The organism is Erythrobacter sp. (genome assembly GCF_036351135.1).
GTDB lineage: Bacteria > Pseudomonadota > Alphaproteobacteria > Sphingomonadales > Sphingomonadaceae > Erythrobacter.
This window is the reverse complement of sequence record NZ_JAZBON010000034.1, coordinates 42,042-63,196: the sequence shown is the minus strand read 5'-3', so window position 1 is coordinate 63,196 and position 21,155 is coordinate 42,042. Positions and strand designations below refer to the sequence as shown.

General features: G+C 66.2%; 14 protein-coding genes. 7 read left to right on the top strand and 7 right to left on the bottom strand.

What is annotated here, in order from left to right:
- Positions 1 to 21 precede the first annotated feature (21 nt).
- The gene (locus V2I30_RS13435; protein ID WP_330662685.1) at positions 22 to 561 is read right to left on the bottom strand and encodes a DUF192 domain-containing protein; all 540 of its coding nucleotides are present in this window, start codon (positions 559 to 561) and stop codon (positions 22 to 24) included.
- Positions 555 to 1,250, bottom strand: a complete 696-nt coding sequence (locus V2I30_RS13430; RefSeq protein ID WP_330662684.1) for a regulatory protein RecX — start codon at positions 1,248 to 1,250, stop codon at positions 555 to 557. The genes V2I30_RS13435 and V2I30_RS13430 overlap by 7 nt, the downstream gene beginning before the upstream one ends.
- A 132-nt stretch (positions 1,251 to 1,382) precedes the next feature.
- Here V2I30_RS13430 and V2I30_RS13425 point away from each other — a divergent pair, with 132 nt between their 5' ends.
- On the top strand, positions 1,383 to 3,179 hold the full coding sequence (locus V2I30_RS13425; RefSeq protein WP_330662683.1) for a fatty acyl-AMP ligase: 1,797 nt from the start codon (positions 1,383 to 1,385) through the stop codon (positions 3,177 to 3,179).
- A gap of 330 nt (positions 3,180 to 3,509) precedes the next feature.
- On the opposite strand, the gene V2I30_RS13420 is transcribed toward V2I30_RS13425, so the two are convergent.
- Positions 3,510 to 5,075, bottom strand: a complete 1,566-nt coding sequence (locus V2I30_RS13420) for a DUF389 domain-containing protein (protein ID WP_330662681.1) — start codon at positions 5,073 to 5,075, stop codon at positions 3,510 to 3,512.
- A gap of 188 nt (positions 5,076 to 5,263) precedes the next feature.
- On the opposite strand from V2I30_RS13420, the gene V2I30_RS13415 reads away from it, so the two are divergent.
- The 5 genes from V2I30_RS13415 (at position 5,264) to V2I30_RS13395 (ending at position 11,149) form a co-directional block, all read left to right on the top strand.
- Entirely contained in the window at positions 5,264 to 6,499 is a 1,236-nt protein-coding gene (locus tag V2I30_RS13415; protein ID WP_330662680.1) for a toxic anion resistance protein, read from the top strand.
- Positions 6,499 to 7,365: a hypothetical protein gene (locus V2I30_RS13410; RefSeq protein ID WP_330662679.1), complete on the top strand. Its 867-nt coding sequence runs from the start codon at positions 6,499 to 6,501 to the stop codon at positions 7,363 to 7,365. The genes V2I30_RS13415 and V2I30_RS13410 overlap by 1 nt, the downstream gene beginning before the upstream one ends.
- The gene (locus tag V2I30_RS13405) at positions 7,365 to 7,667 is read left to right on the top strand and encodes a polyhydroxyalkanoic acid system family protein (RefSeq protein ID WP_330662678.1); all 303 of its coding nucleotides are present in this window, start codon (positions 7,365 to 7,367) and stop codon (positions 7,665 to 7,667) included. The genes V2I30_RS13410 and V2I30_RS13405 overlap by 1 nt, the downstream gene beginning before the upstream one ends.
- Positions 7,668 to 7,889: 222 nt before the next feature.
- Positions 7,890 to 8,510: a biliverdin-producing heme oxygenase gene (locus V2I30_RS13400; protein ID WP_330662677.1), complete on the top strand. Its 621-nt coding sequence runs from the start codon at positions 7,890 to 7,892 to the stop codon at positions 8,508 to 8,510.
- Positions 8,511 to 8,521: 11 nt separating this feature from the next.
- Positions 8,522 to 11,149, top strand: coding sequence for an HWE histidine kinase domain-containing protein (locus V2I30_RS13395; RefSeq protein ID WP_330662676.1), 2,628 nt, complete (start codon positions 8,522 to 8,524; stop codon positions 11,147 to 11,149).
- Between the two features lie 22 nt (positions 11,150 to 11,171).
- Here the strand turns inward: V2I30_RS13395 and V2I30_RS13390 are convergent, their stop codons facing one another.
- From V2I30_RS13390 to V2I30_RS13380, 3 genes are all read right to left on the bottom strand, one after another.
- The gene (locus tag V2I30_RS13390) at positions 11,172 to 11,993 is read right to left on the bottom strand and encodes a class I mannose-6-phosphate isomerase (protein WP_330662675.1); all 822 of its coding nucleotides are present in this window, start codon (positions 11,991 to 11,993) and stop codon (positions 11,172 to 11,174) included.
- Entirely contained in the window at positions 11,990 to 13,036 is a 1,047-nt protein-coding gene (locus V2I30_RS13385; RefSeq protein WP_330662674.1) for a mannose-1-phosphate guanylyltransferase, read from the bottom strand. The genes V2I30_RS13390 and V2I30_RS13385 overlap by 4 nt, the downstream gene beginning before the upstream one ends.
- 81 nt (positions 13,037 to 13,117) lie before the next feature.
- Positions 13,118 to 13,846 carry a TonB family protein gene (locus V2I30_RS13380; RefSeq protein WP_330662673.1) on the bottom strand — a complete coding sequence of 243 codons (729 nt, stop codon included), beginning with the start codon at positions 13,844 to 13,846 and terminating at the stop codon, positions 13,118 to 13,120.
- A 359-nt stretch (positions 13,847 to 14,205) separates the two neighbouring features.
- On the opposite strand from V2I30_RS13380, the gene V2I30_RS13375 reads away from it, so the two are divergent.
- The gene (locus tag V2I30_RS13375) at positions 14,206 to 17,235 is read left to right on the top strand and encodes an ATP-binding protein (protein ID WP_330662672.1); all 3,030 of its coding nucleotides are present in this window, start codon (positions 14,206 to 14,208) and stop codon (positions 17,233 to 17,235) included.
- Positions 17,236 to 17,359: 124 nt separating this feature from the next.
- On the opposite strand, the gene V2I30_RS13370 is transcribed toward V2I30_RS13375, so the two are convergent.
- Positions 17,360 to 20,857 (bottom strand): TonB-dependent receptor, encoded by a 3,498-nt coding sequence (locus tag V2I30_RS13370; RefSeq protein ID WP_330662671.1) that lies wholly within the window; start codon positions 20,855 to 20,857, stop codon positions 17,360 to 17,362.
- Positions 20,858 to 21,155 lie beyond the last annotated feature (298 nt).

Here is a 21,155-nt window from a genome sequence, read left to right as displayed (position 1 = left end):
GGCGCAGCCGTCACTCCCCGGTCAGGGCGCGGCGTCGGCGGGCAGGTCGAACACGACGCGGTCGCCCGGCCCGATCTCCAGCTCCTCGGCAAGCCCGCCCCTGATCTCGAACACGGCGAGCGCGGGACCGTCGGAAAAGACGCTGTCGGTGGAATAGGGGACGCCCGCCTCGATATTGGTGATCCGCCGGTCCGGACCGATGAAGATGATGTCGAGCGGCAGGGGCGTGTTCTTCATCCAGAAACTGCGCGCCTGCGGCTCGTAGGATGGGAACAGCATGCCTTCGTCGTCGCCCATCTCGGTGCGGAACATCATGCCCTTCGATTGCTGCTCGCTGGTCGCGGCAAGTTCTGTGCGAAAGATGTGAGTGCGCGCGCCGCTTTCGATCGCGACGTCGATAAGGCGCAGGCCGGCAGCCGAAATGGTCGGACCGCCCGCGACGGTCGGCGGCGCGGGCGGCGTGTCCTGAACGGCGACGTTCTGCGCCCCGCCCTGGGGCGAACAGGCGACGAGCAGCGCCGCGCCCCAGATCGCGCCTATCGTAGCGCCAAACCTCACCATCGTCCCTCCTCCCGGTCTTCTTCCGCCTCTTCGAGCCAGGCGTCGATATCGTTCGTGTGTGCCGCGTCCAGGATGAAGGCGGCATGAGCATATTGGTGGCCCGCGCGCAGCATCGCGGCAACCTGTTTCCCGCGTCTTTTATGCGCCTCGGCGCGATCGGCCCCCGCCTCGCCGCGTGTATCCGCCTCGGCGCCGAACGGGCCGAAGCGGCGTTTCTTCGCCAGCAGGATCGCCGCGCGGCGGCATTCGGCCTCGCCCGGCGCATTGTCGCTGCGAACCTCGTCCTCGACCCCCGCCGCCCACAGCGCCTGTTCGACCCGCCGCGCGCCATAGCCGCGGGCGGTGAGATCGCGCGAGCGCCCGCGCGCATAGGCATCGTCGTCGACATAGCCGAGCTCGATCAGACGCGCGGCCAGCGCGGCGATATCGGGCTCGACCCTGCGTCCGTCCTCGTCCTCGGCAAGACCGCGCTCCCGAATCTTGCGCGCCAGATAGGCCTCGAGTTTGGCCCCGGTGGTGGCAAAGCGTGCGGCATAGGAGAGGGCGAGGTCGCGCAGAGCCGCTTCGTCGAGGGGGCGCTTTTTCTTGCGTTCACGGGTTTTTGGACCACCGCCGCGGCGGGGTGTGCCCGCGACTTCGTCGGGGATATCGCTACGGCGCGATGACGTTTTGGGCCGATGTGAAACCATTTCGCCTTATTCGTGCCACAGTCCTTATCAAATGGGCAATCAGGACCGGATCGGGCGCAGCGATCCGCGTCAACGCATGAGGGATAGGGCGCCTTTGCGCGCTCAGCAACATCACGGACAACGTTTGACGCCATGACATCATCCGGAACCGATGGGGGCCAGTCGCCCGAGGCGGCATCGCTCGTGCCGACCCCGAACGACTGCGACCTACCGCGCAAGCGCGCCGAATTCGCGACCTTCAACAAAGCGATCGACTACGCGGCGAAGAGCGGCAAGGGCCTGAACTTCCACGACATGCGCGGTACGCTGGCCCGCGTCTATCCCTATTCAGAAATGCGCGCCGACGCGATGAAGATGGCCTATCGCCTGATCGCCGCCGGCATCCGCCCGAAAGACCGCGTCGCGCTGATCGCGGAAACCTGTCCCGATTTCGCCGCCTTGTTCTGCGCCTGTGTCTATGCGGGCGCCTGGCCGGTGCCGCTGCCGTTGCCGACCACGTTTGGCGGGCGCGAAAGCTATATCGAGCAGCTCGTCGTCCAGCTCGAAAGCTCCGATCCCGCGATCCTCATTTATCCCGAAGAGATCGGCGAGATGGCCGCCGCCGCCGCGGCGAAAACGGGGTGCGAGGCGACCAGCTGGCAGGATTTCACGCAGCGTCCCGCCCCCGAGGCCACGCTGCCCGAAGCGGCGCCCGACGACATCTGCTACCTCCAATATTCGAGCGGTTCGACCCGTTTCCCCACCGGGGTCGCGGTGACGCACAAGGCGCTGCTGCACAATCTCTACGGCCACGCAGCCACCATGAAGCTGGGCGAGAACGACCGCGTGGTCAGCTGGCTGCCGCTCTATCACGACATGGGGCTGGTCGGCTGTTTCCTCTCGCTGATCGCCAACCAGGTGAGCTGCGACTATCTGAAGCCCGACGCCTTCGCCCGGCGCCCGCTCGCCTGGCTCGACATGATCAGCCGCAACAAGGGCAACACGCTCTCCTATTCGCCGACCTTCGGCTACGACATCTGCGCGCGCCGCATCTCGAGCCAGAGCAATGTCGGCGAACGCTTCGACCTGTCGCGCTGGCGGGTGGCGGGCAACGGCGCGGACATGATCCGCCCGGACGTCATGCAGAGCTTTGTCAACGCTTTTGCCGACGCCGGCTTCAAGGCAAGCGCTTTTACCCCGTCCTACGGTCTTGCCGAAGCCGTCCTCGCGGTCACCGTCATGCCGCCGGGCGAAGGCATCCGCGTCGAGCTGGTCGAGGAAGAGCGCCTGTCGGGCACGCCGCGCGATATATCGCGCCCGGCCCGCTACCGCGCGATCGTCAATTGCGGCAAGCCGCTGCCCGACATGGAGGTCGCGATCCGGGGCCCTGAAGATAATGGGGACGGGCACATCCGCGCCGACCACCAGATCGGCAAGGTCTGGTGCCGCGGGCCATCGGTCATGCACTCCTATTTCCGCAACGAGGCGGCGACCGCCGACTGCCTGGTCGAAGGCGAGGACGGCAAGGGCGCCTGGCTCGACACCGGCGACATGGGCTACATGGCCAAGGGCTATCTGTTCATCGTGGGCCGCGCGAAGGACATGATCATTATCAACGGCAAGAACCACTGGCCGCAGGACATCGAATGGGCGGTGGAGCAGCTGCCCGGCTTCAACCACGGCGACATCGCCGCCTTCGCGCTCGAAACCGATAGCGGCGAGGAAGCGCCCGCCGTGCTCGTCCATTGCCGAGTTTCCGATCCGGCGGAACGGATCAAGCTGCGCGAACAGATCAGCGACAAGGTCAGGTCCGTGACGGGCATGAGCTGCGTCGTCGAACTCGTCCCCCCGCGTACCCTGCCGCGCACCAGCTCGGGCAAACTGAGCCGTGCGAAGGCGAAGAAGCTCTATCTGTCGGGCGAGATCGTGCCGCTGGATCTGGCGGCGTAGTTTGTTTTTCGCGCGCCTATCCGGGCGAGCGTCCTCGCTAGACGGTCTCCGCTACGCTACGACCGCGGTACGGGTGGGCGGTCGCCCTTGCGGTCGCTTTCGCGACCGATTCTCATGATATAACCGACCGGTAAGCCTCGAACTGTTGCGCGACAGATCGTATCACCGCAGCCGGCGACATGCTCCAAGCGTTCGCCCTGAGCCTGCCTGCGCCCGCGCAGGCGGGTGTCGAGGGGTCCGCTCGAGCGCAGCCGCGAACAGAGCACAGGGTTCTCGGCTACGCTCGAACCGATGCTTCGACCTCGTTCAGCACGAACGATTCTTGTAAAACTACTGCCCGCCCCAATCCGCGCTCAGCGGCCCCGGCCCTTCGCGGACCGTGACGCTGACGCCGCGGCGGGCGAGGAGTTCGGCGGCCTGGCTCGCCTGGGCGGGCGGGCCGGTCAGCACGATGGGCAGGTCGATCCGGCGCGCGGCCCATTCGATGACGCTCAGCGCCTGCGCGCCTTCGGGCGTCGGCCCCTCTTCGTCCCAACCGATCTCGCCGGGCAATTCGCCGATCGGCGGCAGCAATTCGACCGTCCAGTCGGGCTCGGTCTCGGCGATGCGCAGTTCGAGTGCGCGGTAGGCGGCGAGCGTTGCGCCGTCGAGCCGCTGCGCTCGGACCGTTGCTCGCCTGCGGGTGCGATCGACCGTCACGTCGCCCTCCTCCACGCCCGCAACCAGCGCGAGGCGCGTCGCCAGGTTCTCCGCGCGTTCGAGCGCGGCGGCTTCCTCGCTCGCGCGGCGGGCCGAAAGCTGTGCCTGTTCGGCCGCGCTCGCGCTGGTGCCGACCTGGTATTGCGTGAGCGTCAGCTCAACCGGGCGCTGCAATTGCTGTGACAAGGTTCGCTCGACATCGGCCTCGGCTTCGGAATCCAGCCGCGGGGTAAGTACGGTCGCATCCACGCTGATCGTATCCTCGCCATAGGTGATCTGCAGATCGTCCAGAAGCGCGCGCGCCGGGAAGCTTTCGAGGATTTCGTTGCGCGTGATGCGCTGCGCATTGGTTTCTTCCGCGATCCGGATCAGCGACAGGGCGAGCGGCACGGCGAGCGCGATCGACACCGCCACGATCGCGATATTCTGGAAGGCGGTGTTGCGGGCGGAAAGGTTGGTCTGAAAGCCATAGAGGCGCGCCATGCCCCATGCTGTCAGCGCGATGGTGATGAGGTTGGTGACGTAGAGCAGGAGCGAACCCGAAAAGACCGTCCAGTTCCAGGTCGCGAGGCCGAAGCCGACCGTCGCCAGCGGCGGCATCAGCGCGGTGGCGATAGCGACGCCCACGATCGTCCCCTCGCGCCCGCGGATCATCGCATAAGCGCCGGCCATCGCTGAGAACAGCGCGACGAACAGGTCGAACAGGTTGGGCTGCGTGCGCGCGGCGATTTCGGGCGTGATCGTCTGGATCGGCGACATGAAGACGAGCGCGCCCGTCAGCCCCACCGCGATGATCGTCCCCCAGGCGAGGCTGATCGCCGACTGCTTGAGCCAATTATAGTCGCCGATCGACAGCGCGAAGCCCAGCCCCATGATTGGCCCCATCAGCGGGGAGAGCAACATCGCACCGATGACGACGGCGGGGGAGGACAGCAACAGGCCGAGCACCGCTATCCCGCCGCTCATCGCGGTCATGAACAGATAGCGTTCGCTCATAAGGCAATCTTCGCGGCGCCGCTCGATCACCTCGGCCTGGTCGACCGTGCCGACCACGTCCTCGCGCCACCAGCGACGCAGGCTGAACAGGACGCGGGTCACGGACATACCGCCGCGCGGGGTTATGGTCGCACCGGTGGAGGCCTGCGGGGTATAGCCCGAGCTCGACGGGGCGCGGGGCGGCGGCGTTTCTTCGTTCACGGTCCTGGTTATTTCCCGTAAGATCCGCTGCGCGCAATAGGGGCAAAGGGCTGACAGCGAAAGCAATTAGAGACCGCCTAGGCATTTGCCCGTTGGCCTCGCCGCCTCGCGGGGTTAGGGTTGTAAGGCGTGTCTTAGATAGCTAATACAGTCACCAAGCGTTCGCAGGAACCGGAAACCCATTTGCCATGAGCACCGAGACGACCCCCGACATCGACCTCACCCCGCCGACCAAGACGGCGACCGATTTCGAACTGAGCCCGCCCGATCCGGTGCCCGATATCGCGCCCGAAAAGGCCGCGGGGCTGGTTCCGGTGTCCTCCGAGCAGAAATCGAAGCTCGACACCAAGGTCGATGCCTTTGTCAGCGATCTCGTCTCCGCCGATGCCAATTCGCCCGAATTCGGCGCCAAGGTCGATCAGATCACCCGCATGGGCCAGGAGCAGATCCGCGCCGCTGCCGCCCATTCCAACCGATTCCTCGATCGCCCGGTGCGCGCGATGGACGCCGATAGCGGGGTAGGAAGCGACCTCGCCGAACTGCGCCGCACGGTCGAGGATCTCGATCCGGGCCGCAAGGGCAAGCTGTCGGGCCCGCGCAAAATCCTCGGCATCATTCCCTTCGGCAACAAGCTGAAGAACTATTTCGACAGCTACACAAGCTCGCAGGGGCACATTCAGGCGATCCTCGAACGGCTCGAAAGCGGCAAGAAAGAGCTGCATCTCGACAATGCCGCGATCGATACCGAGCGCGCCAAGCTGTGGGAGGCGATGGGCGAACTTGAACAGATGATCCACATCGCCAAGACGCTCGATGCGCGGCTCGAGGCGAAGGCGATCGAACTCGACAGCTCGGACCCGGAAAAGGCGAAGGCGCTGCGCGAGAGCGCGCTGTTCTATGTCCGTCAGCGCACGCAGGACCTGCTGACGCAGATGGCGGTGAGCGTGCAGGGCTATCTCGCGCTCGATCTCGTGAAGAAGAACAATGTCGAGCTGGTCAAGGGCGTCGACCGCGCCAGCACCACCACGGTGGGCGCGCTGCGCACCGCGGTGACGGTGGCGCAGGCGATGACCAATCAGAAGCTGGTGCTGGGCCAGATCACCAGCCTCAACCAGACCACCAGCGACATCATCGATTCGACCAGCACGCTGCTGCGCGAACAGACCGCGCAGATCCACGAGCAGGCCGCCTCCAGCACCATCCCGCTGGAGACGCTTCAGCGGGCCTTCCAGAACATCTACGACACGATGGACGAGGTCGACGATTTCAAGGTCCGCGCGCTCGAAAGCATGAAGCAGACGGTCAACACGCTGTCGGACGAGGTCGAGAAGTCCAAGGGCTATATCGCGCGCGCCGAAGGCCAGGCGCAGGCGCAGGCGAAGGTCGCCGCTTCCGAGCCATCGCTGCTGGCGCTCGATAGCTGATGGCGGATACGACCGGCCAGTCCGACGAGATCATGCGCGCGGCGGGCCAGTCGCTCGCGACGCAGCGCGCGGGCGGCACCCACCGTCCGGCAAAGTCGATCGGGCGCGGTTCGGCCAATGCGAAGATCAAGGCCCTGATCAAGCGCGGCGGCTATTTCGCGCTCGCGGTCTTCGCGATCCTCACCGCCGCCTCGATCATCGGCGTGGTGCTGAACGGCATTGGGTTCGTTGGCGTGATGGCGGTGGCGATGGCGATTATCTGCGCCGCGATTTTCTTCTCGCAATTTCCCAAGGTGAAGGTGCCGCGTCGCGCCGAGCTCGGCCAGGGCAACCCTCGGCAGATGGTGGCGCGCACCGAATTGTGGCTCGAGGCTCAGCGCGACGGGCTGCCCGCGTCCGCGGTGGCGTTGATCGACCGCCTGGGCACGCAGCTCGATGCGCTCGGCGTTCAGCTCGAAACGATGGACACGTCGCACCCCGCGATGGCCGAAGTGCGCGAGCTGGTGGGCGAATATATTCCCGAGACGATCGACAATTACCGCAAGATTCCCGCCCATCTGCGCGCGGCGGACCATGCCGGCGGCACCGCGGACGATCGGCTGGTGACCAGCCTTGCGAAGATCTCGGACGAGGTCGAGCGCGTCACCCGCCGCCTGGCCGAAGGCGCGCTCGACGATCTGGCGATCAAGTCGCGCTACCTCGAATATCGCTATGGCGGAGACGAGCTGATCGAAGGCATGACAGCGGACAGGCCGGCGACGAGCGAAGCGGTCGGCAGCGGGGACGAGCAGGGTTCGGGCGTGCCGCTGCCCGATTTCGAGACCGAGGAACAGACCGCTCGCCAGCCCGCCGGAAAGGCGCGCTGATGCGCGTCTCTCTCCCGCACAATCTCGGCAAGGACGAGGTCCGCCGCCGCATGCACGAACGCAGCCACGAGATCGGCGGCTTCTTCCCGCCCGGCATGGCCACCGTGCGCACCGAATGGCCGCACGAGGACCGCATGGACCTGTTCATCACCGCCGCCGGCCAGCGGATCGACGGCGGTATCGACATCGCCGAAGACAGCGTGACGATCGAGCTCGATCTGCCCGCCATGCTCGGCTTTCTCGGCGGCACGATCGAGCGCGCGGTGCGGCGCCACGGCGGTCGCCTGCTCGAAAAGCCATAGCCGGCGCAGAGCACGCCGCGCGCGCCGGCCGGCCGGCAGGAACGGCGCGCAACCCTTTGCAAACCATCATTTTATAAGACAACCCCACCCATTCGTGCGACCCGCCGCCGGTTGCAAGTCGCGGTGCGCCATGTCATATGGTGTGGACAAATTTGACGCCTAATTCGCCCGACAGGTTCGCTGACCGCGCCCGGGCTTCGGGATCAAGTGACGGGACAGAGAGTGAGCTTGGCAGGAGCGACCCGGAAGGGCGACAATTTGCGCGCGCATCTGCGCCGTGTCACCGCACCGTTGCACGATGCGTTAGATGCGCGGATGCGGCCCGCGGGCGATTGGGACGATCGCACGGAGATGGTGCGCTTCCTCTCGACACAATATGCCGCCCGGATCGGGATCGAGGAATGGCTGTCGGACCATGCAGGCGAGTTCGAGCCCCCGCGTCAGACCCCGCTGATCGCCGCCGACCTGGCCGCATTCGACGCGCCTCTCCCCCAAGCCGCTCCACGCTTTGCGCTGCCCCCTTCCGCTTCGCCGACCGCCGTGACTTCCGACGAGCATCGGCCGGCGCTCGGGATCGCCTGGGTGCTCGCCGGTTCCTCTCTCGGCAATGCCGCGATGCTGAAAGAAATGCAGCGCGCACGCCACGGCCGCGATGCCTGGCCGCAGGCCTTTCTCTCCGACGATGCAATGCTGCAATTCTGGCGCGCCCTGCGTCTGCGGCTCGAACGGCCGGTGGGTGAGGATGAAGCGCGTTATGTCACCCTCGCCGCCGAAGCGGCTTTCTCGCATTTCCTCGCCCATGCCCATGCTGCGGCGCGGGCAAGCGAGATCGCGGCTGCCTGAATTTCGCCCCGATGAACTTTGAACGCCGCCAGCCCACGCTCACCGATTGCGATCGCGAGCGCATTCACGAGATCGGGATGGTTCAGGCCTTTGGCGGCCTGATCGCACTGGATTTCGACTGGGTAATCGTCCAGCGTTCTGCCAATTGCGGCGAGATCCTGAACCTCGAGCAGGTGCCCCAGGCCGGCACGCCGCTTTCCTCGATCCTCTATCCCAAGGCGATGGACCAGCTGCGCGCCGCGGTCGGCCGGCTCGCCCTGCCCGATCAGGTCGAGCGGATGTTCGGCATCCGTCTGAATTCGGGCGGTCCGCTGGTCGATGTCGCAGTGCACCGGACTGAAGACCGGTTGCTGATCGAGTTCGAACCGCACGATGCGGGCGCTTTCACCGATCACCTTGCGATGGTCGGTCCGTTGATCGCACGGCTCGAATCGATCCGCGAGCCGCAGCAATTGTTCACCACCGCGACCCGGCTGGTGCGCCAGATGCTCGGCTACGACCGGGTGATGATCTACCGCTTCCACCGCGATTACAGCGGCGAAGTGATCGCCGAAGATCGGCGCGGCGACAAGGACAGCTTTCTCGGCCTGCGCTATCCGCACAGCGACATCCCAATGCAGGCGCGCGAGCTCTTCCGCCGCAACCGCTTTCGCGTCATCGCCGACGTCGACGGGGCTCAGGCGGCCATCGAGCCCGACGCCGCGCTCGATGGCGAGCCGCTCGATCTGTCGATGAGCGTGCTGCGCGCCTCCTCTCCGATCCACCTGCAATACCTGCGCAACATGGGCGTCGCGGCCTCGATGACGATCGCGATCGTGCGCGGTGGGGAATTGTGGGGGCTGATTTCCTGCCACCACGATACGCCGCGCCTGCCGTCCTACTCGCTGCGCACGGTGGCCGAGATGTTCAGCCAGACCTTCTCGCTGATGCTCGACCGGATGCTGATCGCCGGGTCGGGCACCTTGCGCGGGCGCGGGCGTGAGTTGCACGACCAGTTGATGATGCGGTTCGCGGGCGGCACTTCGCTCGGCGACAATCTTGATTTGATAACCGCCTCGCTCGGCGAGCTCATCGCGCATGACGGCATCTCGACCTATATCGACGGCGAATACCGCAGCGAGGGCGCCGCCCCCGATGCGGACGAATTCGAAGCGCTGTTGCCCGGTCTCTCGTCCGCGCCTTCGAGCAAGATCTTCGCCACTCCCGACCTTTCCCAGTATATCGCCGCTGCCGCCGATTTCAGCCACACGGCGTGCGGCGCGCTGCTGCTGCCGATTTCGCGCAATACGCGCGATTACCTCGTGCTGTGGCGCAAACCGCTTACGCAATCGGTGCTGTGGTCGGGCAATCCGGCCAAGGCGGTAGTTGCCGGTGAGGACCGGCTCATGCCGCGCAGCAGCTTTGTCGAGTGGGCCGAGACGGTCGAGGGGCGCAGCGAGGAATGGACCGACGACGAGATCGTCATCGCCGAGGGGCTGCGCGTCACCCTGCTCGAAGTGATCCTGCGCATGACCGACGAGGCTGCCCGCGAACGCAAGCGCACGCAGGAGCAACAGGACCTGCTGATCGCGGAGCTGAACCATCGCGTGCGCAACATACTGAACCTCATCCGCGGCCTCGTCTCGCAATCGCAGAGGGATGCGATCGGGGTCGAGAACTTCGCCGAGATCGTCGGCGGACGGATCGCGGCGCTCGCCACCGCGCACGACAACATCACGCGCGAAAACTGGTCGCCCGCTTCGCTCGCCACGTTGATCGAAAGCGAAATGCAGGCCTATCTGCAGGGCAAGACCGACCGCCTGAAGATGACCAATGCCGATGTCATGATCCGGCCAGAGGCCTATACCGTGCTGGCGCTGGTGATGCATGAGCTTGTGACCAACTCGGCGAAATACGGCAGCCTGTGCGATAGCAAGGGCAGCGTCGATATCGCGATCGACCGTGAAGCCAATGGCGACCTCACCATCGCCTGGCGCGAACGCGGCGGACCGCCGGTCAAGCCGCCGAGGCATCGCGGCTTCGGCTCAACCATCATCCAGCGTTCGATACCACACGAACTGCGCGGCGAGGCCGAGCTCAATTTCAAGCTGACGGGGCTCGAGGCCGATTTCCGCATTCCGGCCCGTTTCGTGGCTCCCCCCGGTGCGGATACACATGACGGAAAGTCCGCCGCGGCGCTCGACGCCCGCGGCGACGCGGATGCAGGCATCGGCAAGGAGACGGGCGAAGCCACTCGCGATGGCGACCGGGACGAAAGCGCGTCGAAGGACGTCGCCCCGCCCCCCGAATTCGTGATGGTGGTCGAAGACAACATGATCATTGCACTCGATACCGAAGACATCCTGCTCGAACTGGGCGTTGCCAAGGTCCGGGTCGAAAGCACGGTCGCGGGCGCGCTCGATGCGATCGCGGAAGGGCAGCCCGACTTCGCCATCGTCGATTTCAATCTTGGCACCGAATCGAGCCTGCCGGTGGCCGAGGAGCTGGCAAAGCGCGGGGTGCGCTTCGTGCTCGCCTCGGGCTATTCCGAACTGGCGCGGGATCTCGACGAATATGGCGCCGAGGCTTTGATCCGCAAACCTTACGGCTCCGACGAGATCGAAAACGCGCTGGCGGGCCGGTCCGCCGAGGCGGACTGAGCCGATCCTAGCCCCGCGCGGTCTAGGCGCTGCGGGTCAGCAGGGTAACCCCGGCCTCGCCGAAATCCACCGCATCCAGCGACGGCGCGAGCAAACATTCGCCCGGCCCCGCCCGCACGTCGGCATTCGCATCGCGAGCGATAACGCGGCCCTCAAGCGGAAGTACCAGGCAGGCTTCGGGATAGGCGGCGTGCATGTCGTCGCTCGGCATTCCCTCCACCCGGTCGAGCCGGAAATGCGCTGTCTCGACCAGCGCACTGCCGCGCTGTGCGACATTCGCGCGCAGATGGGCGGGATAGGGCGTTCCCCGCGCCACGGCGAGCGCGCGCTCCAGATGCAGCTCGCGCGGGCGCCCGTAATCGTAGAGCCGGAAAGTCGTGTCGCTGTTCTGCTGCACTTCGAGCAGCGATAGCCCCGCGCCGATCGCATGGACCGTGCCGGGCGGAAGCACGAAAATGTCGCCCGTCGCCACGTCGTGCCAGGTCATCAACGCCTCGATCGAACCGTCGCGCGCAGCTTCGCCGATCGCTTCTGCGGAGAGCTCCCGGTTGAAGCCGATACCGAGCTGGGCGCCGGGCTCCGCGTCCAGGACGAGCCAGCATTCCTCCTTCGACTGCTCGCCCGCCAGCACGTCGTCTTCGCCCGGATGGACCTGAACCGAGAGCTTGTCGCTGGTGAACAGATATTTGACCAGCAGGCGGGGCATTTCCGGGGGCGGTTCGAACCAGATCTCGCCGATCCGCTGGCCCCCGGGCGCTGCGAAAGGCGCGGGGAGGGTATCGCGTCCCCAGACCTTCTCGACCATCCGGGTGGGCAGGCGACGAGAGGAGAAGGCGCCGCTCATTCGCCCTGCGCTCCGGGGAGCGTGCCGACCATCTGCGCGCCTGCGCGCGTGGTCACCAGCACCTCTCCTCGCGAAACGACGATGCAGACGTCCTCGAGCCCGATCGCCGATATGCGCGGCCCGTCGCTTGTCGCCAAGACATTCGTACAGCGTTCGAGATCGGCATGCCCCCGCGCAACGTTCCCGTCCGCATCGACCTGCGCCGACAGCGCGTCCTGCAAGGAGGCCCAATTGCCGATATCCGACCAGCCCATGTCGGCCGGCACCATCGCGGCCGCCGCGGTCGGCTCCATGACGGCGTAATCAATCGATTCGCCCTCAATTGCGGCGAAGGCGTCGCCGTCGGGGTAAAACCGTGCGCCATCCTCGCGCCCCGCTGCGACGGCTTCGCACACCGCTTTGGCCATGGCGGGGCGATGCGTCTCTAGCTCGGCGAGAAGCGCGCCGGCTCGGAAGGCGAAGATGCCGCCGTTCCAGCTGTATTCGCCGCTCGCCAGATAGTGCTGCGCGCGCGCGAGATCGGGCTTCTCAACGAACTCGGCGACGCGAAAACCGCCCGCGATCGCCTCGCCGCGCCGGATATAGCCATAGCCGGTTTCGGGCCGAGTCGGGGCGATGCCGAAGGCGACCAGCAGATCCTCCACCGCAAGCCGCATCGCCGCCTCTGCCGCCGCGCGAAAGGCGGACGCGTCGGCGATGTGATGGTCGCTCGGACAGACCAGCAGGATCGCTTCAGCGTCCGCCAGACAGGCAGCCAGCGCGATCGCCGGCGCGGTGTTGCGCGCCGCGGGCTCGACGATCAGCCGATGTTCGGCCCCCTCGAGCTGCGCTTCGATATGGGCGGAGTGCTGCGCGCCCGCGACGATCATCGGCTGGGCGAACCGGGCGGCATCGGCAACCCGCGCGACCGCCTCCTGAAACAAGGTGCGTTCCCCGAGCAGCGGCAGAAATGGCTTGGGCAGTGCGGGGCGGCTGACTGGCCAGAGCCGCGTGCCGCTGCCGCCGCACAGGATCACCGGTTGGATGTGGTTCGCCTCGCTCATGCGCCGTCCTATAAATGCATCGCCCGGAAAGCCAATCGCCGCCAGCGTCCGCCGGCCCCGGACTTGCGGTTTGTAAACCTCCTAGCGAGGCAGGAAATCGACGCGGTAGCCATAGCGTGCCTCGACCGGCGTTCCGTCCTTAATCCGCGCGGGATTGAAGCGGATGCGGTCGATCACCCGGTCGCAGACCAGCGCGGTGGTTTCGGGGTCGGCGCTGCTGCGCGCGACCGAACAATTGCGCGCCCGCCCGTCGGTGGTGACGGTGAAGACGACGGTCACCGAACTACCAAGCCGCGCCTCGCGCCCGCCCGGCGGCACCGGAAAATCGCGGCGCGGATCGAGCCGGCCCGACGCGACGCTGGGCCGTTCGGCGATACCGCTTCCCTGCCCGCTGCCGGCATTCCCGCTGCCGGTTCCCTCGCCTTCGCCGCTGGCGCCCGTGCCCGAACCCGCCTCGCGCGCGCCGGAACGCGTCGCGGTGCCGGTGGAGGTGGCACGCGGGCGCGGCTCGGGCCGGTTTTCGATGGGTGCGGTGGGCGCTGTCACCGGCTGCGGCACCGCCTCTTCGCCGGGCGCGCCGGCGGCGCCTTCGTTGGGTTCCGGCTCGGCCGTAGGTTCGGGTTCGGGCGGAGCGGTGATGGTGACGGTGAAGGCGTCCACCACTTCACGCTCGATCGAGGCGGTGAATTGCGGGGCAAGCAGGCGCGACAGCCCGTAGAGCGCGGCGATATGAAACAGCACGATCAAAAGGATGAGCCACCAGCGCGTGACCTTCGGTTTTCCCTGATAGCGCGATGGGGATTTGCTCATCTAACCTGTGGCAGTTGTGGGCTTGCGGCGCAGCCGTCTTTCGCGCGGCGACGTTCGCGGCCGATCGTTGTTGCGGTTTTCGTCCGGATTACACGATTTTTTGCGGGACTGAAGCGGTGCGGTCTCGGCACATTCATTCGGTCCCTTCTTTTCGAGGGTTCGAGGGCAAAAGCGCAACTGCCGCAAGGTTGCGAAGGGTCAGCCAGGCATTCCGGCGGGGTTTCGCGATGCAATACGAGGATAGGAAAGGGGCAGAGACGGCGGCCGCCCACACACCGGCCATTGCGGCGCCCCGCCCGCTGGACGCCGACCTCACGGCAGCAGGCGCAGATACGCGCGCGCGCCCGCTCTCGGGGCCAATGCTGCAATGGCTCGCCGCCATTCGTGATGCGCGCTCCTGGCTCTACGCAATCGCGGGCGGGGCGGGCTTCTTCATGCTCAGTCTGCTCTCCCTGTCTCTGTCGAGCTTCGATTCGGTGCTAGCAAGCGTTTGGCTCCCCAATGCCAGCGCCGTCGCGCTGCTGCTGCTCGCCCGTCCACGCGGCGAGCTTCCGGTTTTCGCCGGCATTTTTATCGCGGGCACTGCTGCCAACCTGACGGCGGGAGCGACGCCGGGAACGGCGCTGTTGTTCGCGCTCGGCAATTGCGCCGATATCGCGCTCGTCACTTGGGCGAGCCGGCGCGCAGCGGCGGCGGGCGGACGTCCGGACATGATGAAGCTGCCCGATCTGACGCGCTTCCTCTTCTATGGCGGCGCGCTCGGCCCGGCGGTCTCGGCGCTGATCGTGGCGCCCGCCTTCGGATGGAGCGGAGCGGCGATGTGGAACGGCATGACCGCCTGGTTCCTGGCCGATTCGATGGGCATGCTGCTGGTCGTTCCCGCCGCGCTGGCGATCGCCGAGGCTTGGCCGCGGCGCTCGCTTACCCGTTTTCGTGCCCGACCGGATCGCATCGCCCTGATGGCGGGAGGGCTGGCGGCGACTTTCCTCGTTTTCCATCAGGACGTCTACCCGCTGCTCTTCCTCGTCCCCCCCGTCACGCTGCTTGTCGCCTTCCGCCTGGGCGGGCTCGGCACCGTGCTGTTCGTGCCCGGCATCGCCATCGTCGCCAGCTGGATGACCCATGCCGGGCTCGGGCCGATCATCCAGAACAACACCTCGGACCTCAGCAAGCTCTACGTGCTTCAGGCCTTCGTCGCCGCCAATTTCCTGACCGGGCTGCCGGTCGCCGCGATCCTCGCCGGGCGCGAGCGGCTGATGGAGGCGCTCGATCATGGTCGGCGCGAACTCGCTCTGCTGACGGAGGGGATCACCGATGCCGTCCTGCTGATCGATCGCAACGGCATCTGCCGCTACGCCTCGCCTTCGGTGATCGACGTCCTTGGCCGTCCGGCGGGCGATTACGTGGGGCATCCGGTGGTCGATCTTGCCGGCGACGATGCGCGTGAACGCATCGAAAGCGTGCTAGCGCGCCTTTTGTCGGGAGAAAGCGACAAGGAGCGCCTGACCTATCGGCGCTTCCTCGACGGCGAGAACGCACAACCGGTCTTCATCGAGGCCGATTGCGCCATCGTCGCCGATCCCCTGACGGGCGAGCGCGGCAGCATCGTCGTCTCGGCACGCGACGTCACCGACCGCGTCGAGCTTGAATTGCTGCTGACCCGGGCCCGGCGCTCGGCGGAGGAGGCGGCGTCTGCGAAGAGCGAATTTCTCGCCAATATGAGCCACGAGATCCGCACCCCGATGAACGGCGTGCTCGGCTTCACCGAACTGATGCTGCAGAGCAAGCTCAGCGCGGAACATCGCCACCACGCGACGATGATCGCCCAGTCGGGCCGCTCGATGATGATGCTGCTCAACGACATTCTCGACCTGTCGAAGATCGAGGCCGGGCAGATCGGCATCGACCGCGAACCCGTCGATGCGGTTGCGACGGTCGAGGAATGCCTGTCGCTCTACCATCCCTCCGCCGAGAAGAAGGGCGTGGCGCTGACGATGATTGCCCGTGACCAGCGCCCCGGGACGGCCAGCGGGGCGGGTGAAGAGGCGAGTACGGATGGCCGCAGCCCCTTCCCCTGGGTCGAGAGCGACGGATTGCGCCTGCGCCAGATCATCCTCAATATCATCGGCAATGCCGTCAAATTCACCGGGCGCGGCAGCGTCGGCATCACGCTGGAGGCGGGCGCCGATGCGCTGACGGTCGAGGTCCGCGACACCGGCATTGGTATCCCCAAACAGCGGCTCGACACCGTTTTCGCGCCGTTCACGCAGGGCGAGAGCGACACCTCGCGCCGCTTCGGCGGGACCGGGCTCGGCCTCGCGATCAGCCGTCAGCTCGCGCATTTGCTTGGCGGGGAAATCACCGTCGAGAGCAAGGTCGGCGCCGGCTCGACCTTCCGCCTCGTGCTTCCCGCCACCTATGTCGAGCCGGCGCGCGAGGCCATGCCGCTGCCCGACAATATCGCGCCCGCCGACCTGCCGCAATCCTCGCGCATTCTGCTGGTCGAGGATCACGACGTGAACCGCCTGCTCGGCACCGAAATGCTCGAGCGGTGCGGGCAGGAAGTGTCGATCGCGCAGGACGGCAACGAGGCGATCGCGATGGTCATCGATTCCATGGTGCGGGCCAAGCCGTTCGATCTCGTTTTCATGGATATCCAGATGCCCGGCTGCGACGGTTATGCAGCGACGCGCGCGATCCGCGGCGAGGGGATCGAAGCCGAAACGCTGCCGATCATCGCGCTGACCGCCAACGCCTTTCCCGAGGATATCGCCGCCGCGCGCGAGGCGGGGATGCAGGGCCACCTGGCCAAGCCACTGGTGTTCGCGGATCTCGCGCGCACACTACAGCGCTGGCTGCCGACGCGGATCATCGAAGCTCCCGCCACCATCGTGGGGGGCCAAGCTGCCGACGAAACGCGCCGCGACGAGGATGCCGGCGGCGCTGCCGCAGGCTCCGATCCCGTTACGGAAGCGGCAAGGGCGCAGCGGGATGGGGAAGCTGCGACATCGCCGCCAAACGGCGACATGGCGAACGCGCCTATGTCCCCCGCACCCTTCATCCCGCCGCAGAGCCATTCGCCCGCCTTGCTCGCGCGCTGGAATGCGCGGCGGACCGAGGCGATCGAGGCGGTGCGCGCCGCGCTGGAAGACGGGGTGCTTGCCGAAAACGGCGGGACGGCGGAAGCGCGCGACGAACTCGCCCGGCTGGTGCACAAGCTCGCCGGGACCGCGGCGATGTTCGGCGAGGCAAAGCTCGGCGAACAGGCCGCCGCTTTCGAGCATGCGCTGCGCATGAAATTGCCCGCCGATGCGCGCGAGACGCTGGCCTTTGCGCTGCTGGCGATGGCTCACGGCCCGGAAGAAGCGCTGGCCCCCGCCGCCGACTAGCGCGCTGCGCCGGCCTGGAGCCCCACGGGCGCACCGGAAATGCGCCCGCCACTCCCCGAACGCAAACGGCGGGACCCGAAGGCCCCGCCGCTCGCTGTTTCTAACATCGTGCAAGCTTGCGAGATCAGAACTCGTAGCGCGCGCCGATCTGGATGCGCCAAGCCGACTGGTTGATGTTGAGGAAGTTCTGATCGTCCGGGTTGAAACCGGTGATGACGTAACGGCCTTCATCATCGACATCGCCATCCACCAGGTCGACGAAGTCGCCGCGTGCGCGCAGCACGTTCCAGCCGCTGTCGAGCAGGTTCAGGAAGTTGGCGAAGTCGGCGAACACCTCGATCCGGTCCTCGGCGATGCCGGTGAACGAGCCGATGAACGGGATCTCCTGGCTCAAACGCAGGTCGAGATCGAAGAACCACTCGTTCTGGCAGGTGTTGCGCGAGATCGACTGACCGCGTTCGAAATCGCACTGTTCGCCGACCTCGCTCGTGTCGAGATAGTTGAGCAGCGCATTGACCGCTTCCGGATCGGACCCGCCGATCAGATCGCCCATTTCGTCGAAGACTGCCGGCGACAGGTTCGGATCGTCCACCCCGGTCGGAATGTAGAGCAGCGCGTTGTCCGAACCCGAGGAGGAATCGTTGAACACGCCGCCGCCATCGAAGGTCAGGCTGTAGGGCAGGCCCGACCGCGCGCGGAAGAACAGGCCGATACCGGTGCGGAAGCCCTCGGCGAACTCCTCGCGCAGGTTCAGCGCGACGGTGAAGTTGTGCCGCGTCTCGAAGTTCGAGGTCGAGATTGCCGGCGCCTGCCGATCGAACGCGGCCGACACGTCGAACGACGAGGTCGCGGTCGACGAGCCGACATTGCGGAAGTTGTCCGAATCGGTGAAGGCGTAACCCAGGTTGATCGCCGCATCGCCGCCCTCGGTCAGGATCCCGGCGCCGAAATTTTTCGACAAGATGACGGAGGCGACGTGCGATTCGTAGCTCGGCCCGTTGGTCAGCTGGATCTCGTCGTCGCGCCGCGTGCCGAAGCAGGCCGGCGTCACGTTCGCATAGACCGGCGGCGTTCCACCCGTGCCCTGAAGCACGGCGTTGCAGCCGTCGACGCTCGGATCGATCGCAGCGTAGATCGGCCGCCCGTCGACGGTGAACCCGCCATTCACGCGGATGTCGGGCGTCTGCGACAGATCGACGAAGTTCAGCGTGTCGTTGAACCGCGAGTAGATGTAGTCGAGGTTCAGGCGCCAGTCGCCGAGGAAGCCGCTGGTGCCGCCGAACCGGGTCTCGAAACCGAGATTTGCGCGCACCACGGTGGGCACGTCGAATTCGGGGTCGGTCGACTGCGTATCGGCGAGACCGGCGGAGGCCTGCGCGGAACCAGCTGCGATCGCGCACTGCGGGAAGCCGGTAAACTGCCCGCCCTCGACGACACTGAACGATCCATCGTCGTTGAAGTCGATGCCGTCGCATTCGTCGTCGAAGGTCGAGCCCTCGCCGACATTGAAGCCGTTGTTCGAGAAGGCGTTGGAGAAGTAGACGACCGGGTCGCCGCCGGTGAAGATGCCGACGCCACCGGTCACCCGCGAGCCGTAGAAGAACCCGTCATTGTCGAACTCGTAGGTCGCCGAAACGCGCGGCAGCACGCTGGTGTCGAGCCGGCCGAACGAGTTCGCGTTGGTGAAGCCGTAGCGATCGAAGAAGTTCGGGTTCGGAGCCGGCGCGTCGCCGTCATAGAGCTGGACGCGAAGACCGAGATTGACCGACAGCTGATCGGTCGCCTGCCACTCGTCCTGTGCGAACACCGAGTAGATGCGGCGGCTGAACAGCGCGGCGGCCTCGTTGATGTCGCCCGAAGGGGAGGCGTTGATCGTGCCGCCGCCGAGATTGCCCGAAACCACTTCGTCGGCAAGGTCGCCGAAGACGCTGGCGAAGTTGCCGCCCGCGACGATGCCGTTTTCGAAATCCTCGAGGTTGCGGAAGAACAGCGTGCCGGTCGCGTTGATGGCAAACAGGTTGAAAACCTCGAGGTCGTTCAGTTCCGCCCCGATCTTGAAGAAGTGACCATCGCCCGCGTCGACGTTCATCAGGAAGCGAGCCTGATCGATCTTGGTGTCGAGCTGGTTGGCCGAGCGGAAGATGCCCGGGCCGGTGGTGAGCAGGCCGTTCTGACCCAGACCGTTTCCATCCGCATCGGTGCCGAACACGGTGCTGCCGTCGTTGTCGAGGCCGACCGCGAGGCGCACGGTCGGATTGTCCGACTGCGCTTCGCCGAAACCGACCGGACCCTGCACGTCGCCGACTTCCGAGCGGCTCAGGCGCAGCTCGGTCGAGATCGTGTCGCTCCAGTCGGAATAGAGGCGAACCGAGTAATAGTCCGAGACGGTGCCCTCGTCCTCGAAAGAGTTGAGGCCGCCAAGCTGCTGTCCGCCGAAATCGGGCTCGACATTGGTTTCTTCGAGCCGCTGGTAGGTTCCTTCCAGCCGGTGCTCATCGGAAATGATGGCGTCGAGACGGCCGAAATAGCGCACCGAGCTTTCCGCGAGCGTCGTCGGGAAGCCGCCGATGTCCTGACCGTACACATCGTTTGCGATGCGAGCGAATTCGTTGAACTGTTCGACCGTGACGAACCGTTCCTCGTCCGCGAAACCGCCGCCGAACGGGCCGACGTCGTTGCCGTCGCCGAGATCGGTCTCTTCATAACCCAGCGAGAAGAACAGGCGATCGGGAAGGATCGGACCGTTGATGGTCGCGCCCCATCGCGTCTCGTTGCCCGCCTGCAGCGGACGGCCGTCGATCTCGTTGGCGAGCAGGCCCTGATCGAAATAAGTGATGAAGGCAGAGCCGTGGAATTCGTTGGTGCCCGCCTTGGTCACGACGTTGACGAGACAGCCGGTGAATTCGGAATATTCGACGTCGAACGGCGCGAACTCGACCGAGGTCTGGTCGATCACGTCGAAGGGCAGCGGCAGCGTATTGCGCGCAGCGAACGGCGTGCCGTTGAGGCCGAAGACGTCGGCCTGGATGATGCCGTCGACGGTGAAGACGTTGGAGCGGTCATTGCCGCCGAGGCAGGAGATGCGGTCGACGTCGTTCGCCTGTTCGATGCTGACGCGCGGGTCGATGCGGATGATGTCGCGAATGTCGCGGGTGATCGAGGGGAAGGCCTCGAGCGTCTGCGTTCCGAAGGCGGTTCCGGGGCCGACGGCGAGCTGGGTCACCTGAGCGCGCGCGCCGGTGACGACGATGGTATTGTCGGCGCCGCCCGCGACGGTGGGCGTCAGCTCGAAATTGAAGCTCGTGCTGCCCTGGATCGAGGTGAAGACTTCCTCGACCGTTTGGCCTTCGAAGCCCGGCGCGGTGACGGTGACGGTGTAGGGGCCGCCCGGCTGGAGCGAGCCGACGCGGAAATTGCCCTGCCCACCGGCGGTTACCGTGCGGGTCTGGCCCGTGCGTTCGTCGGTGATTGTCGCCTCGGCGCCCGGCAGCGGCGTGCCGGCTTCGTCGGAAACGGTGCCCTCGATGCCCGAGGTGATCGTTTGCGCGGCTGCGGGCGCGGCGATGGTGGCGGCGGCGCTTAGGCTGACGACGCTGGCGGCGAGGAGATATTTGATCTTCATGGCGAGTGGGGCCCCTGTCACGGTTGGAGTCACTGAAATTGGGTGCTTGGTGGAGATGATCCGGCACGGCGGATCATGATCTGAAGAATTGTCGGCACCGGCACGGCTGCGCCGGACGTGCGCGGCACTAACCGCGATGGGCTGCGCTAAGGCGACGGTTTTGTGACATTCCAAAGACAGGCTTCCGATCGCCGAACGGAGATCAATGCCGCACGCGAGATTGTGCAGCGCAGAATGGCGGAATTGCGGGGGCCTACGCCTGGTGTTGCCAGCGCGCAACAGCCGGCGAGTATTTGCC

Bases quoted from the DNA above. Each gene is read 5' to 3' on its own strand.
- V2I30_RS13435 (WP_330662685.1), bottom strand. From the start codon at position 561: ATGGTGAGGTTTGGCGCTACGATAGGCGCGATCTGGGGCGCGGCGCTG.
- V2I30_RS13430 (WP_330662684.1), bottom strand. From the start codon at position 1,250: ATGGTTTCACATCGGCCCAAAACGTCATCGCGCCGTAGCGATATCCCC.
- V2I30_RS13425 (WP_330662683.1), top strand. From the start codon at position 1,383: ATGACATCATCCGGAACCGATGGGGGCCAGTCGCCCGAGGCGGCATCG.
- V2I30_RS13415 (WP_330662680.1), top strand. From the start codon at position 5,264: ATGAGCACCGAGACGACCCCCGACATCGACCTCACCCCGCCGACCAAG.
- V2I30_RS13410 (WP_330662679.1), top strand. From the start codon at position 6,499: ATGGCGGATACGACCGGCCAGTCCGACGAGATCATGCGCGCGGCGGGC.
- V2I30_RS13405 (WP_330662678.1), top strand. From the start codon at position 7,365: ATGCGCGTCTCTCTCCCGCACAATCTCGGCAAGGACGAGGTCCGCCGC.
- V2I30_RS13395 (WP_330662676.1), top strand. From the start codon at position 8,522: ATGAACTTTGAACGCCGCCAGCCCACGCTCACCGATTGCGATCGCGAG.
- V2I30_RS13390 (WP_330662675.1), bottom strand. From the start codon at position 11,993: ATGAGCGGCGCCTTCTCCTCTCGTCGCCTGCCCACCCGGATGGTCGAG.
- V2I30_RS13385 (WP_330662674.1), bottom strand. From the start codon at position 13,036: ATGAGCGAGGCGAACCACATCCAACCGGTGATCCTGTGCGGCGGCAGC.
- V2I30_RS13380 (WP_330662673.1), bottom strand. From the start codon at position 13,846: ATGAGCAAATCCCCATCGCGCTATCAGGGAAAACCGAAGGTCACGCGC.
- V2I30_RS13375 (WP_330662672.1), top strand. From the start codon at position 14,206: ATGCTGCAATGGCTCGCCGCCATTCGTGATGCGCGCTCCTGGCTCTAC.
- V2I30_RS13370 (WP_330662671.1), bottom strand. From the start codon at position 20,857: ATGAAGATCAAATATCTCCTCGCCGCCAGCGTCGTCAGCCTAAGCGCC.